Origin of the sequence: Rhodanobacter sp. OR87, from assembly GCF_000473345.1 — a bacterium.
Taxonomy (GTDB): domain Bacteria; phylum Pseudomonadota; class Gammaproteobacteria; order Xanthomonadales; family Rhodanobacteraceae; genus Rhodanobacter; species Rhodanobacter denitrificans.
Genome location: NZ_AXBJ01000002.1, coordinates 127,833 through 142,547 on the forward strand (window position 1 = coordinate 127,833; position 14,715 = coordinate 142,547).

Below are 14,715 nucleotides of genomic sequence, written 5' to 3' on the forward strand. Positions count from 1 at the left end.
CGCCGGCGGCTGCCGTTCATGCCGCCGTTCGGCGTGCGGCGCGATGCTGCGGGACGTGACGAATCGAAGACCAGGGAGAACGCAGCGTGGCCATCGTCTATGACACCTACCAGCGCGAGGTGCCGCGGCGGTTGCCGCTGCTCGGCGCAGACGATCCCGCGCGGGTGGTGGCTTGGCGCCACGGCGAGCCGGTGAGCGCGGCGCGCTTCCTGGCGCAGGCGCAGGCGGTGGCGGCGGAGTTGCCGACCGCCGCCGCGGCGGTGAACCTGTGCGAGGACCGCTATGCGTTCCTGGTGGCGTTCTGCGCCATCGTGCTGCGCGGCCAGGCGAACCTGCTGCCCTCCTCGCGCGCGCCGCAGGCCGTGGACGAGGTGATGGCGGCGCATCCGGGCTGCTATGCGCTGGGCGAGCAGGCGCTCGATCCGGCCCCGCGCGGCTACCGGCAATTGCCGCCGCTGGATGCCGCGCCGTCGCTCGATTCCGATGCCGCGTGGCCGTCGATCCCGGCCGGGCAGGTGGTGGCGATCGGCTATACCTCCGGCTCCACCGGTGCGCCCGGCGCGAACCTGAAGACCTGGGGCAGTTTCCACGCCAGCAACGCCGGCAACCTGGCGCTGCTGCGCGCAGCGGTCGGGCCGCGTGTCGAGATCGTCGCCACGGTGCCGCCGCAGCACATGTACGGCATGGAGATGTCGGTGCTGCTGCCGCTGCTGGGCGACGTCGGCGTGCATGCCGGGCGGCCGTTCTTTCCGGCCGACGTGGCCGCCGCGCTGGCCGAGGTGCCGGCGCCGCGGGTGCTGGTGACCACGCCGGTGCACCTGCGCGCGCTGGTGGAATCGGGCATCGCGCTGCCGCCGGTCGCGGCGATGGTGTCGGCCACCGCACCGCTGCCGGTGGAACTGGCGCGCCGCGCCGAGCAGCGGTTCGGTGCACCGCTGCTGGAGGTGTTCGGCTCCACCGAGACCTGCGTGTTCGCCAGCCGGCGTCCCGCCGTGGACGAGGACTGGTCGCTGTATGACGGTGCCAGCCTGCATCCGCAGCCGGACGGCACGCTGGTGCAGGCGCCGCAGCTGGACGCGCCGGTGGCCCTGGCCGACATCGTGAGCCTGTCCGACGGCGGCCGCCGCTTCCGCCTGTGCGGCCGCCACGCCGACCTGCTGGAGATCGCCGGCAAGCGCGCCTCGCTGGGCGACCTTACCCGGCGCCTGCTGGCGATCCCGGGCGTGCGCGACGGCGCGGTGTTCCAGCTCGACGACGGCGATGCGCTGGGCGTGCACCGGATTGCCGCGCTGGCGGTGGCACCGGGGCTGGATGCACACGCGATACTCGACGCCCTGCGCCGCGCGATCGACCCGCTGTTCCTGCCGCGTCCGCTGAAGCTGGTCGAGGCCTTGCCGCGCAACGAGACCGGCAAGCTGCCGCGCGCGGCGCTGCTGGCCCTGCTCGGCCAGCACGACGACGATTGAGCCGCCGGCTCGCGCCAGGGCGTGCGGCCTCGCTGCCGTCGGCTGAGCGCGCAGCCGCTACAATGCCGGGCTGCGCCGGGTGGCGCGCCTCACACGGAGCAGCCCAATGAAGGTCCTGGTCATCGGCGGCGGCGGTCGCGAACATGCGCTGGCGTGGAAGCTCGGGCAATCGCCGCAGGTCGACGAGGTGATCGTGGCGCCCGGCAACGCCGGCACCGCGCGCGAGCCGGGCGTGCGCAACGCCGACGTGGCGGCGGACGACCTCGATGGCCTGCTGCAGCTGGCGAAGCGCGAAAAGGTCGGGCTGACCGTGGTCGGTCCCGAGGTGCCGCTGGTGGCCGGCGTGGTCGACCGTTTCCGCGCTGCCAGCCTGCGCATCTTCGGCCCGCGCGCGATCGCCGCGCAGCTGGAAGGCTCCAAGGCGTTCGCCAAGGATTTCCTGCAGCGGCACAACATTCCCACCGCGCACTATGCGGTGTTCACCGAACTGAATCCGGCGCTGGCCTACGTGCGCGAGCAGGCCCATCAGAGCGGCGGCGCGCCGATCGTGATCAAGGCCGACGGCCTGGCCGCCGGCAAGGGCGTGGTGGTGGCGTTGACCCTGGCCGACGCGGAACTGGCGCTGCACGACATGCTCGGCGCGCACGCGTTCGGCGACGCCTCGGCGCGGGTGGTGATCGAGGAGTTCCTCGACGGCGAGGAAGCCAGCTACATCGTGATGAGCGACGGCAGCCATGCGCTGCCGATGGCCTCCAGCCAGGACCACAAGCGCCGCGACGAAAACGACCTCGGCCCGAACACCGGCGGCATGGGTGCGTATTCGCCGGCGCCGGTGGTCACGCCGGAAGTCGAGCAGCGCATCCTCAAGGAAGTGATCGAGCCGACCCTGCGCGGCATGGCGGCCGAGGGCGCGCCGTTCATCGGCTTCCTCTATGCCGGCCTGATGATCGACAAGTCGGGCGCGCCGAAGGTGATCGAGTTCAACGTGCGTTTCGGCGACCCGGAAACCCAGCCGATCCTGCTGCGGCTGAAGTCCGACCTGGTCGAGTTGATCGACGCCGCGCTGGACGGCCGGCTGGAACAGACCCGGGCGCGTTGGGACGCGCGCCCGGCGATCGGCGTGGTGATGGCGGCCGGCGGCTATCCGGGCCGGGTGCGCCTGGGCGACGCGATCGACGGCCTCGACGTGGCGCTGGCGGCCGACGTCAAGGTATTCCACGCCGGTACCCGCCTCGACCCGGCGGGGCGCGTGCTCACCACCGGCGGCCGCGTGCTGACCGTGTGCGCACTGGGCAGCGACCTCGCCGCGGCGCGCGAAAGCGCGTATGCCGCGCTCGGCCGGATCCATTACGACGGCGCATTCTGCCGCCGTGACATCGCACACCGAGCCTTGCACCGCCGCTGAGCCGGGCCGCCGTCGCGGGCCGCGTACGCCGCCGCATGGTAGGCCATTGGATGACTTGACTTTTCCGGGCGGCGCTTTTTGGGCTATGCTTGGAACTTCCCCCGCGTAGAGTCGTGGCGCATAGCGCCTGAACGGCCTCGTGCTTGATTTCACGTTGATGAGGTTTCCCCATGCGCAAGACGGTTTTGTCGCTGATGTCGGTTGCGACACTGGCTCTGGCTGGTTGCAACAACGCTTCCCATCCGTCTCAGTCGACGGACTCCGCGGCGCCCGCTTCCGCGAACACGGCTGCGGCCGCTGCGCCGGTCCCGAGCCAGGTGAGCGGCACGATTACGCTGCGCGCCGGCACGCCCGCGCCGTCGGCGAACGCCACCCTGGTGCTGAACCTGGCCGACGTGTCGTCCACCGCCGTGGGCTCCGCCCCGCTGGCCAGCAAGACCTCGCCGGCCGGTTCGTTCCCGCAGTCGTTCACGCTGAGCTTCAACCCGGCCGAAGTGAAGCCGGGCGACCTGTACGTGATCCAGGCGTCCCTGACCGACGGCGACCGCAAGTACACCATGCCGATCCAGGCGCCGGTGCTGGCCAAGGGCAGCAAGAACGACGGCGTGGCGATCGAGCTGCTGGCCGAGCAGACGCCCAGCGAGAAGATCCTGGCCGAGTTCGCCGAGGCGAAGGCGCAGATCGGCGGCATGAAGATCAGCCATGGCACCAAGCTGGAGGCCAGTGATTCGCGCGGTTGGCAGCTGTTCCGCCAGGCCGGCGAGGTGAAGTACATTCGCGAAGAGGTCGACTACGGCGACAAGGGTTACACCAGCACCGACTATGCCTACAAGGACGGCAAGCCGTGGGCGATCGTGCAGGAAACCAAGGCCAGCCGCGACGGCAAACCCAGCGCGATCGACCGCGCCGGCTGGAGCGACGACGGCACGCTGGTACTCAAGCAGCACCAGGTCGGCAGCGACGTGCAGCCGCTCGATCCGGCAGTGGCGGCGACGCTGAGGAAGCAGGCGGTGGCGATCCTCGCCATGGCTACCGGCGGCAAGAACAAGTAAGCCGTCCGGGCTCCCGCGTCGAGCGGGCTGGCCCACAAAAAAAGCCGTCCGCATCCGCGGACGGCTTTTTCATGGGCGGCCCGGACCAGGCCGGGCCGCTGGGCAGAGCGGATCAGAGACTGATCCGCACGCCCATGTTGACGCTGTTGAACTTCTGGCTGTTGTCGCCGAAGCGCCCGCTGTAGCCGATCCAGCTCTGCACGCTCGGGGTGAGTTGGGCGGACAGGCCCAGCGTCGCGGTACCCCAACTCGGGTCCGGGCTGAAGCCGGACAGGGCGAAGCCGCCGTTCATGCTGTTCAGGCCGGCGCGGACCATGCGCGGGTCGGCCTTGCTGTCGTGGTTCCAGCCCAGCTCGACATAGGGCGACATCACTAGGTTGTTGACCTGCCACTGGCCGCGCAGGCGCCAGCCCAGCGTGGATAGCAGCGAGTCGCGCTGCTGCCGGCCGAACCACATGGCGCTGCTGTCGTTGCCGCTCTCGGCGTAGCCGCTGATCTTCACGGTCTGCCAGTCGACGGTGGCGAACGGGCCGGTCTGCAGCTTGTCGGTGAGATCGAACCACCAGCCGCCGGTGACGCCGCCGCCCAGGTGCGAGCCGTCGGTCTTGCCGGTTTCGGCGCGCTGCATGGCGCCGATGCTCATGCGGCGTTCGATGTCCTTGAAATTCGACTGGCCGAAGTTGACGTAGCCGCCCACGTAGCCACCGCCGTTGTGGTAACCGACATAGCCCAGGCCGCTGACGTCCTGCAGCTTGTAGCCGCCACCGCCGGAGAAGTCGGCGTTGTGCTGGCCCACACCCAGCGCCACGCCGGCGGTGACGTGCTCGCCGGCGAAATAGTTCGCGCCCAGGGTGAAATTGAAGTTGTCGCTGTTGGTGCGCGGCGAATTGCCGGTGGCGTCGAAGCGCTGCCGGGCATAGTCGATGTTGACGAAGGTGCGCACGTCGCCATCCTTGCCGGTGGTCAGCATCTGCTCGCGCATGACGCGGTTCTGCGTGGCGCTGGCGGCCAGCGGCGCTTCGCCGAGCAGCGAGACCTGCTCCGGCGCACGGATCACCGACAGCACGTACTGGCTGAGCATCGCGTGAGCGGCGGTGGTCGGATGCACGCCATCGGCGAACAGGTAGCTCTGGTCGGTGCCCGCCGCGTAGCTGTAGGGCAGCCCCGAGCCCTGCGGGCCGCACTGGATCGAACTGCCGGTGCACGCCGGCGTGGTGACGTTGCTGAAGCCGTAGGCCGCGGGGTTCGCGACCGCCTCGTTGAGCAGGGCGAAGGTATTCACCGGAATGATGTTCAGGCCGTTGGCGCTCAACTGCGCCAGCCCGCTGTTGAGCACGCCGTTGTAGAGCACGGCGAGCTGGCTGGCGCCGGCCTGCGCGGCCGCGCCGCCGGCGGCGGAGGCGGGCGTCTTGCCCAGGTCGGGCAGGTTGTAGACCACCACGTAGCGCGCGCCGGCGGCCTGCAGCGCGCCGAGCACGCCCAGCTCGGCCTGCGCCGCGCCGGTGGTGCCGGCGGCGATCGCGTTCGGGTCGGTCAGCGCACCGCTCAGATAGAAGATGTCGTTGGCGCCGCCCCAGACCTGATACAGCGCACGCGAGTCGGCCTTGCCGCCGTTTGCGCCGAGGTACATCTGCAGCTGCTGCGCGATGGTCGGCACCGGCGCTACGTTGTTGACGAAGCCCGCGCCGCCCCAGGCGTAATCGGTGCCGCCGGCCGCCGACGGCGCCAGCGTGAAGCCCAGGCCCGTCGCCACGTTCTCCGCCGCGGTGGTACCCGGGTTGGTGGTGAAGCGCAGCGGCGGCTGGATCGTCGGCGCGGTCGCCAGCGAAATGTTGCCGTTGTCGCTCAGGCTGTCACCGAAGACGATGACGTTGCTGAAATCGGTGGCCGCGGCGGCCGTGCTGAACAGCAGGGCGGTGGCGATGGCACCGGCCAGATGGCGGGTACGAAGCATGCAGATACTCCTCGGCCGGGATGGCCGTGTTAGCTGGACGTTACGGTACGGCATTCCATACGGAACCGCATGCTGCAGCGCATCGCCGCCGCCCGCGGTCCTGGCTTGGGCAGCTCAGCGCTTGCCCGCTCGCGCAAACGCATCGGCGAACGCGTTGCTGGCCGGGGCGGCAGCGGGCTTGGGCGCGCCGCTGCCGGGGCGCGGGCCGCGGCTGTCGCGCGGGCTGCCGCCGGCATCGCGGCCGGTCCCCGGACGGGCGCTGCGCGCCTGCCCAGGTTCGTCGTCCAGGCGCATGCTGAGGCCGATGCGCTGGCGCGGGATGTCCACCTCCATCACCTTGACCTTGACGATATCGCCGGCTTTCACCGCGTCGCGCGGATCCTTGACGAAGGTGTGCGACAACGCCGAGACGTGCACCAGGCCGTCCTGGTGCACGCCGATGTCGACGAACGCGCCGAACGCGGCGACATTGGTGACGCGGCCTTCCAGAACCATGCCGGGCCGGAGGTCCTTCACGTCCTCGACGCCTTCGGCGAAGCTCGGCGCCACGAATTCCGGGCGCGGGTCGCGGCCGGGCTTTTCCAGTTCCTTCAGGATGTCGCGCACGGTCGGCACGCCGAATTTCTCGTCGGTGAACTGCTCGGGCTTGAGACCGCGCAGGAAGCCGCTGTCGCCGATGATGTGGCGCACCTCGCGGCCGCACTGGGCGATGATCCGCTCGACCACCGGGTAGGCTTCCGGATGCACCGCGCTGGCATCCAGCGGATTGTCGCCGCTGGGCACGCGCAGGAAGCCGGCGCACTGCTCGAACGCCTTGTCGCCGAGTCGCGGCACCTTCAGCAGCGCCTTGCGGTTCGGGAACGGGCCGTTCGCATCGCGGTGCTTCACCACGTTCTCGGCCACCGAAGCGGACAGGCCGGCCACGCGCGCGAGCAGCGCGGCCGAGGCGGTGTTCACGTCCACGCCGACCGCGTTGACGCAGTCCTCCACCTTCGCATCCAGCGCGCGCGCCAGCTTGATCTGGTTGACGTCGTGCTGGTACTGGCCCACGCCGATCGCCTTGGGCTCGATCTTCACCAGCTCGGCCAGCGGGTCCTGCAGCCGGCGGGCGATCGAGACGGCGCCGCGCAGGCTCACGTCGAGATCGGGAAACTCCTTCGCCGCCAGCTCGGACGCCGAATACACCGAGGCGCCGGCCTCGCTCACCACGATCTTCGAGAGTTTCGCCTCGGGCAGCTTCCTGATCAGCTCGGCGGCCAGCTTGTCGGTCTCGCGCGAGCCGGTGCCGTTGCCGATCGCGATCAGGTCCACGTTGTGCTGTTTGCACAGCCTGGCCAGCGCCACCAGCGATTCGCTCCACTGCCGGCGCGGTTCCAGCGGGTAGATCGTGTCGGTGGCCAGCAGCTTGCCGGTGGCGTCGACCACCGCGACCTTGCAGCCGGTGCGGATGCCCGGGTCCAGTCCCATCACCGTCTTGGCGCCGGCCGGCGCAGCCAGCATCAGGTCTTTCAGGTTGTCGCCGAACACGCGGATCGCCTCGTCCTCGGCGCCTTCGCGCACACGGCCGAACAGATCGAGCGTGAGATGCAGGTGCAGCTTCACCCGCCAGGTCAGGCGCACGGTCTCGCGCAGCCAGGCGTCGGCGGCACGGCCGCGTTGGTGGATGTTCGCATGCGCCGCGACGCGGCCCTCGCCCTCGGCGTGGCCCTGCTCGCTGTCCGCGGCGGGCGCGAGCTCGAGTTCGATCACGCCCTCGTTGCGCGCACGCATCAGCGCCAGCAGACGATGCGAGGGGATCTTCGCGATCGGCTCGACGTGATCGAAGTAGTCGCGGAACTTGGCGCCCTCGTGCTCCTTGCCCTCGACCACCTTCGCGCGGATCTGCCCCTGCGCCCACAGCCAGTCGCGCAGCTCGCCGACCAGGTGCGCGTCCTCGGCGATCGACTCCATCAGGATCGCGCGGGCACCGTCGAGTGCGGCGCGCACGTCGGCGACGCCTTTCTCCGCGTCGACGAACGACTCGGCGAACGTCTCCGGCGATCGCGTGGGATCCTCGCGCAGACCCAGCGCCAGCGGCTCCAGTCCGGCCTCGCGGGCGATCTGCGCCTTGGTGCGGCGCTTCGGCTTGTACGGCAGGTACAGGTCCTCCAGCCGCGCCTTGGTGTCGGCGGCGAGCAGGTCGGCTTTCAACGCATCGCTGAGCTTGCCCTGTTCTTCCACACTGGCCAGGATCGCCGCGCGCCGCTCTTCCAGCTCGCGCAGGTAGCGCAGGCGCTCTTCCAGCAGGCGCAGCTGGGTGTCGTCGAGGCCGCCGGTGACTTCCTTGCGGTAGCGCGCGATGAACGGCACGGTGGCGCCGCCGTCGAGCAGGTCGACGGCCGCCCGTACCTGTTCGGTCTTCGCGGCGATGTCGTGGGCGATGCGTTGTTCGATGCTGAGCATGGGTGGTGATCGGTTCCTGTCGGCGGCGTGATGCGCCGGATGAAGAAGAATGCAGCGGCCGATGATACCAAGCGGCTGTGGCGGTACCGCCGCGCAAACAAGAACGGCGCCGCGGATCGGCCGCGGCGCCGTCGTGGGGTCAGCGGCTCAGGCGCTGAACGAGTTGCGGCTGTCGGCCGTCGACGGGCTCGCTTTGAACTCGCTGGCACGGCCGTTCAGCACCAGGGTGCCGCAGACCATGTCGTGCAGGCCCTGCTTGCGCTGGGTCCAGGCGACCATCAGGAAACCGACGCCCAGGATGATGGCGCTGAGGAATTTGGCGAAGTAGCGGCCCAGCGCGCGCAGGAAGCTGATCCGCCGGCCTTCCAGGTCGGTGACCCGGATGCCCAGTGCCAGCTTGCCCAGCGTGCCCTGCCAGGCCGAGCTTTCACACACGGTGAAGTACAGCACGCCGAGCACCACGATCAGCAGCATGGCCGGCCACATCGTGGAGTAGTAGTGCATGTTGGCGGCCATCATGGCGTCGGGGTTGCCGACCGCGTCGAGGCTGGCCTGCTTCAGCGCCGCCTTCGCCGCGTCGCCGCCGAAGGCCTTCTCGATCAGCACCTGCGGGATGTACAGCACGATCGCGTCGAGAACATAGGCGGCCACGCGTTTCCAGAAACCGGCGTGGTCTTCCAGCGCGGCGGCGGTGGTCTGCGGCAACAGCGGGGCGGCCGGTGCGGCGTAGGGGTTGGCGGTTGCCGGCGGCGGCGCGACCGCCACGTCGGGGAACAGCACCGACAACGGCTGCCAGTCGGCCAGGCCTTCGTGCCAGGCCAGGTCGGCTGGGCTCACCTGGCCGCTGCGCAGCCATTGGCGCACGTCGTCTTCCTTGTACGGGCCATGCCGTTCACCGTCGCGGCCGATCCAGATTTCCATCGCGCACCCCCATGCTGGTCAAAGTGCGCATGATGCCATGAGCGGATTGCCGCGCGGGGGTCAGGCGGCGTCGCGGCGCTTCAGGTGCACCAGCAGCAGCGAGATCGCCGCCGGGGTGACGCCGCTGACGCGCGCGGCCTGGCCCACTGTGGCCGGCCGCGCGCGCTTCAGTTTCGCCAGCACCTCGGCCGACAGCCCGCGCACCTTGTCGTAGTCGAAGCCGGTGGGAATCGCCAGCTGCTCGTGGCGGCGCTGGCGCTCGATCTCCTCGCGCTGGCGCTGGAGGTAACCGGCGTACTTCACCTGCACCTCGACCTGTGCGGCAACGTCGTCGCGCTGCACCGGCGGTCCCAGTTCGGGAACGGCGGCCAGTGCGGCGTAATCGAGTTCGGGTCGGCGCAACAGGTCGATGGCGCTGGTCTCGCGGCTGACCGCGATGCCGAGCTGGCGCTCGACCGCCGCGCCACGGGCGTTCGCCGGGGTCACCCACAACGTGCCGAGCCGCTGCAGCTCGCGCTCGACCGCCTCGCGCTTGGCGCACCATGCGTCGAGGCGTGCCTGCGACACCACGCCGAGTGCGAAACCCTGCTCGGTGAGGCGCAGGTCGGCATTGTCCTCGCGCAGGTGCAGCCGGTATTCGGCACGCGAGGTGAACATGCGGTACGGCTCGATCGTGCCGTTGCTGGTGAGGTCGTCGATCAGCACGCCGAGGTAGGCCTCGTCGCGGCGCGGATACCACGGCCCCTTGCCCTGCACCGCGAGCGCGGCGTTGAGGCCGGCGACCAGGCCCTGCGCGGCGGCCTCCTCGTAGCCGGTGGTGCCATTGATCTGGCCGGCGAAGTACAGGCCGGGAATCGCCTTGGTCTCCAGCCACGGGTGGAGGCCACGCGGGTCGAAATAGTCGTACTCGATCGCGTAGCCGGGGCGTGTGATGTGCGCCCGCTCGAAGCCCTTGATCGACTGCACCAGGGCCAGCTGCACGTCGTACGGCAGCGAGGTGGAGATGCCGTTCGGGTAGATCTCGAAGGTGTCCAGGCCTTCCGGCTCGATGAAGATCTGGTGCGACGACTTCTCCGCGAAGCGCACCACCTTGTCCTCGATCGACGGGCAGTAGCGCGGGCCGACGCCTTCGATCTGGCCGGTGTACAGCGGCGAGCGATCCAGTGCGCCGCGGATGATCTGGTGGGTGCGCTCGCTGGTGTGGGTGATCCAGCAGCTGACCTGGCGCGGGTGTTCGTCGCGCGTGCCGAGGTAGGAGAACACCGGCACCGGATCGTCGCCGGGCTGCTCATCCAGGCCGCCAAAGTCGATGCTGCGGCGGTCGATGCGCGGCGGCGTGCCGGTCTTCAGGCGGTCGGCCGCCAGCGGCAGCTCGCGCAGCTTCTGCGCCAGCGCGCTGGCCGGCGGATCGCCGGCGCGACCGCCGGCGTACTGCGCCTGGCCGATGTGGATCTTGCCGGCGAGGAAGGTGCCGGCGGTGAGCACCACCGAGCGGGCGCCGAACGACAAGCCCATCTGGGTGACCACGCCGGTGACGCGGCCGTTTTCGATGAGCAGGTCGTCGACCGCCTGCTGGAACAGTTCGAGGTTCGGCTGCGTCTCCACCATGCGTCGGATCGCCGCCTTGTACAGCGTGCGGTCGGCCTGGCAGCGGGTGGCGCGCACGGCCGGGCCCTTCGACGCGTTCAGCGTGCGCCACTGGATGCCGGCGAGGTCGGCGGCATGCGCCATCGCGCCGCCAAGCGCGTCGATCTCCTTCACCAGATGGCCCTTGCCGATGCCGCCGATGGCGGGGTTGCAGCTCATCTGGCCGATCGTCTCGATGCTGTGGCTGAGCAGCAGCGTGCGTGCACCGGCGCGCGCGGCGGCCAGCGCGGCTTCGGTGCCGGCGTGGCCGCCGCCGATCACGATGACGTCGTAGTGGGTCGGGTGGCGCATCGAACTGACCTGAGCGTGCAAAAAGTGACGAAACGGGGCGCCATGGTAGCGCCACCCATGCCTGGCGAGCCGCCCGGGACGGCTGGCACGTTTTCTGCTTCAACAAAGCCAGCACTTTCAGGGGCAGACGCTGCGCGACCACGCGCGCCGAGATCGGACGGACAGGGGTTCGATCGCGTACCAGGAAAGGAAGCAAGACGGCACCCCTCGGGGTGCCGTCGCCTTTTGCGGGGTCAAAAAGCGTGCAAGGCCCAAAAGACGAGGCCCCGCGGCTTGGCGGCCGCGGGGCCTCGTGCTGTTAGATCTGGCGCCCGGCGGTCTCAGGAACAGGGGGAATCCAGGATGACCGTATTGCCGAGCGCCAGAAACCGGAAACCTGCTGGCGCAGACCACAGTGGTTGCTGTGGAGCGTGGAGCGATATTCGCCGCAAATGCGTGAACACGGGGTGACTGAAAAGGAGTTTTGTGCCGGATCGCGGCAGCAGATGACGTATTGCGTCAGTCGTGTGATTGCATGCGTGAATCGGTCGTGATCCAGATCACATGTGGCATGGCGGTTGCATCTCCCGGCTTACCTATCACGAGGGATACGCCATGGACATGAGCTTCGATTTCCAACCGGTTTATCCGCACCATGACCTGCTGGTCGAACTCGGCCAGGTCGAGATGGCCATCGACGGCCTGAGCGAGCGCGACGACAGCGAGCGCGTGGCACTGCAGCCGAGTCTGGAGTCGCGCCTGCAGAGCCTGCTCGACGCGCTCGATCATTTGGACGTCTGAACGAAGCCTCCGGCCCGTGTGCGGGGCAGCGCCGCGTGCACGTCAGGGCGATCCGGCGGGATCGCGCGATGCCCCGCCGCCGGTCAGCGGTTCAGCACGCTGCCGATGATTTCGGCCAGGTTGCGGGAAAGCCCGTGATGCCCGGCCAGTTCCACGATGGCCGCATGCGCGGCCTCGCGCCGTAGCGGCTCCAGCCGCTGCCAGCCGTTGAACGCCGTGGCCAGCCGCGCCGCGACCTGCGGGTTCAACGCATCCAGCGCCACCAGCCGTTCGGCCAGCAGTCGGTAGCCGGCGCCGTCGACGCGGTGGAAGCCGCTCGGGTTGTTGCGCACGAATGCCCCCAGCAACGACTGCACCCGGTTCGGGTTCTTCAGGGTGAACGCGGCATCGCGCTCCAGTCGCCGCACGCGGTCCAGTGCGCGCTCGCCCGGCAACTGCGCCTGCACCGCGAACCACTTGTCCAGCGCCAGCGCGTTGCCGGCGTGGCGTTCGCGGTAATCGCGCAGCGCCGCGGCGGCCTGCGGGGCATCGCTGCGCACCAGCACGGACAGCGCGGCGAGGCGGTCGGTCATGCCGGGCGCCTCGCGGTATTGCGCCGTGGCCAGTTCGCCAGAGCCGGCACGGTCGAGCAGCGCCAGCAGTTCCAGCACGCGGCGCTTCAGCCGGCGCTGGGCCTGGCTCGCTGCGTCGAGTTCGATCGTGGTGTGTGCGGCCAGCGCGGCATAGCGCTGGCGCAAGGCCGCGGCGCCCAGGCGCGCGGCCAGTCGCTGCTGCAGGGCCTGGCGCAAGTGATGGATGCGCTGCGGGTCGATCGCGCTCTCGCGCTCGGCCAGTTCGACCTCGCCCGGCGGGGTCAGTAGGTCGGCAAGCAGGGCGTCGTCGATGGCGGCGGCATCGAACAACCGGGCCAGTGCATCGCACCAGGCATGCAGCGCGGCGCCGGCGGTGTCGTCGCGCAGGTCCTCGTAGGCACGCGCAGCCAGTTGCTGGCCCGCTTCCCAGCGGTTGAAGCCGTCGACGTCATGGGCCAGCAGCAGAGCCAGTTCCCCGGGCGTGTAGTCGCACTCCAGGATCACCGGCGCGGAGAACCCGCGCAGCAGCGACGGTACCGGTGCGGTGGTGACATCGGCGAAGACGAAGCTTTGTTCGGCCCGCTCCAGCACCACCACCCGCTCGGTGTCGGGTTTGGCCGTCTGGCCGTCCAGATGCAGCGGCAGCATGTCGCCCTGCGGCGTGAACAGCGCCAGTTTCACCGGGATCGGCAGCGGCACGCGGGGTTCCGCGCCGTGGCCGCCCGGGGTGTACTGGGCCAGGGTCAGGGTGTACGTGTGGCGGACCGCATCGTAATGGCCGTGCGCCTTCAGCCGGGGCGTGCCGGCCTGGGCATACCAGGCGAGGTAGGGCGTGAGGTCGGTGCCGTTCGCCCCGCCCAGCGCGGCGAGGAAGTCCTCCAGCGTGGCGGCGCGGCCGTCGTTGCGCTCGAAGTAGCGGTCCATGCCGCGGCGGAAACCGTCCCGCCCCAGCGCACCGGCCAGCATGCGCACCAGCTCGGCGCCCTTCTCGTACACCGTGGCGGTGTAGAAATTGTTGATCTCGCTGTATTGCGCCGGGCGCACCGGATGCGCCAGCGGGCCGGCGTCTTCGGGAAACTGCGCGCGGCGCAGCAGGGCGACGTCCTCGATGCGCTTCAGCGGCGCCGAGTTCATGTCGGCCGAGAAGCTCTGTTCGCGGAATACCGTGAGCCCTTCCTTCAGCGACAGCTGGAACCAGTCGCGGCAGGTGACGCGGTTGCCGCTCCAGTTGTGGAAATACTCGTGCGCCACGACCGCCTCGACGTGGCGATACTCCTCGTCGGTGGTCGAGTCCGGCGCGGCCAGCAGGCACTTCGCGTTGAAGATGTTGAGGCCCTTGTTCTCCATCGCGCCCATGTTGAAGTCGTGCGTGGCGACGACGTGGAACACGTCGAGATCGTAGTTGCGGCCGTAGGCCTGCTCGTCCCAGCGCATCGCGCGTTCCAGCGCGGCCATCGCGTAGTGGCAGCGGTCGATGGCGTCGGCTTCGGCCCAGATCTTCAGTTGCACGGCGTGGTCATCGGCGGTGACGTAGTCGCGCTCCATCACCTGCAGATGGCCGGCGACCACGGCGAACAGATAGCTCGGCTTCGGATGCGGGTCGACGAAGCGCGCCCAGTGCCGGCCGCCGTCCAGCGCGCCGGCGCCGTCCGGGTTGCCGCCGGCCAGCAGCACCGGAAAGCGCGTGCGGTCGGCACGCAGGGTGACCGTATAGCGCGACAGCACGTCGGGCCGATCAGGGAAGAAGGTGATGTGGCGGAAGCCCTCGGCCTCGCACTGGGTCAGCAGGAAGCCGGTCTCGCGCGGGCCGGACAGGTACAGGCCTTCCAGCGCGGTGTTCGCCGCCGGGCGCAGCCGCACGCGGGTTTCCAGCACGCTGCCGTCGCGCGCGCCATCTACCTCCAGCGCGTTGCCGTCGTAGCGGTAGGCGGTGGCGGGCAGCGGCGTGCCGTCCAGCGCGATCGACAGCAACTGCAGGTTCTCGCCGTCCAGCCGCAGCGGGGCGTCCTGCGCGGGGTCGCGACGCAAGTGCAGGCGCGCGAGTACCTCGCTGGCGTCGATGCCGAGGTCGAAGTCCAGTTCCACCGTGTCCACGCGCCATGCCGGGGCGCGGTAGTCGCGAAGACAAATCGACGCCGGGGCGGCTTGCGTGGAGAGTGCATGCATGGGAACAACGGATGGGGCG

9 protein-coding genes are annotated in these 14,715 nt (G+C 69.8%); 4 read left to right on the top strand and 5 right to left on the bottom strand.

What is annotated here, in order from left to right; all coding sequences use genetic code 11:
- The first annotated feature begins 86 nt into the window (after positions 1 to 86).
- The 3 genes from RHOOR87_RS0102350 (at position 87) to RHOOR87_RS0102360 (ending at position 3,923) form a co-directional block, all read left to right on the top strand.
- Positions 87 to 1,466 carry an AMP-binding protein gene (locus RHOOR87_RS0102350; RefSeq protein WP_027484110.1) on the top strand — a complete coding sequence of 460 codons (1,380 nt, stop codon included), beginning with the start codon at positions 87 to 89 and terminating at the stop codon, positions 1,464 to 1,466.
- 106 nt (positions 1,467 to 1,572) lie between these two features.
- The gene (purD, locus tag RHOOR87_RS0102355) at positions 1,573 to 2,871 is read left to right on the top strand and encodes a phosphoribosylamine--glycine ligase (RefSeq protein WP_015449006.1); all 1,299 of its coding nucleotides are present in this window, start codon (positions 1,573 to 1,575) and stop codon (positions 2,869 to 2,871) included.
- A 170-nt stretch (positions 2,872 to 3,041) separates the two neighbouring features.
- A complete protein-coding gene (locus RHOOR87_RS0102360; RefSeq protein WP_027484111.1) occupies positions 3,042 to 3,923 on the top strand; it encodes a YbaY family lipoprotein in 882 nt (293 codons plus the stop codon).
- Positions 3,924 to 4,035: 112 nt separating this feature from the next.
- Here the strand turns inward: RHOOR87_RS0102360 and RHOOR87_RS0102365 are convergent, their stop codons facing one another.
- The 4 genes from RHOOR87_RS0102365 to mnmG all read right to left on the bottom strand — a co-directional run bounded on the left by RHOOR87_RS0102365 (position 4,036) and on the right by mnmG (position 11,178).
- The gene (locus RHOOR87_RS0102365; RefSeq protein ID WP_027484112.1) at positions 4,036 to 5,877 is read right to left on the bottom strand and encodes an autotransporter domain-containing protein; all 1,842 of its coding nucleotides are present in this window, start codon (positions 5,875 to 5,877) and stop codon (positions 4,036 to 4,038) included.
- Positions 5,878 to 5,991: 114 nt separating this feature from the next.
- A complete protein-coding gene (locus RHOOR87_RS0102370) occupies positions 5,992 to 8,319 on the bottom strand; it encodes a Tex family protein (RefSeq protein ID WP_027484113.1) in 2,328 nt (775 codons plus the stop codon).
- Between the two features lie 147 nt (positions 8,320 to 8,466).
- Positions 8,467 to 9,240, bottom strand: coding sequence for an RDD family protein (locus tag RHOOR87_RS0102375; RefSeq protein ID WP_007513545.1), 774 nt, complete (start codon positions 9,238 to 9,240; stop codon positions 8,467 to 8,469).
- 60 nt (positions 9,241 to 9,300) lie between these two features.
- Positions 9,301 to 11,178 (bottom strand): tRNA uridine-5-carboxymethylaminomethyl(34) synthesis enzyme MnmG, encoded by a 1,878-nt coding sequence (gene mnmG, locus RHOOR87_RS0102380; protein WP_007513546.1) that lies wholly within the window; start codon positions 11,176 to 11,178, stop codon positions 9,301 to 9,303.
- A 594-nt stretch (positions 11,179 to 11,772) separates the two neighbouring features.
- Here mnmG and RHOOR87_RS0102385 point away from each other — a divergent pair.
- Positions 11,773 to 11,958 carry a hypothetical protein gene (locus RHOOR87_RS0102385; protein ID WP_007513548.1) on the top strand — a complete coding sequence of 62 codons (186 nt, stop codon included), beginning with the start codon at positions 11,773 to 11,775 and terminating at the stop codon, positions 11,956 to 11,958.
- Between the two features lie 83 nt (positions 11,959 to 12,041).
- Here the strand turns inward: RHOOR87_RS0102385 and pepN are convergent, their stop codons facing one another.
- Positions 12,042 to 14,696: an aminopeptidase N gene (gene pepN / locus RHOOR87_RS0102390; RefSeq protein ID WP_015449001.1), complete on the bottom strand. Its 2,655-nt coding sequence runs from the start codon at positions 14,694 to 14,696 to the stop codon at positions 12,042 to 12,044.
- Positions 14,697 to 14,715 lie beyond the last annotated feature (19 nt).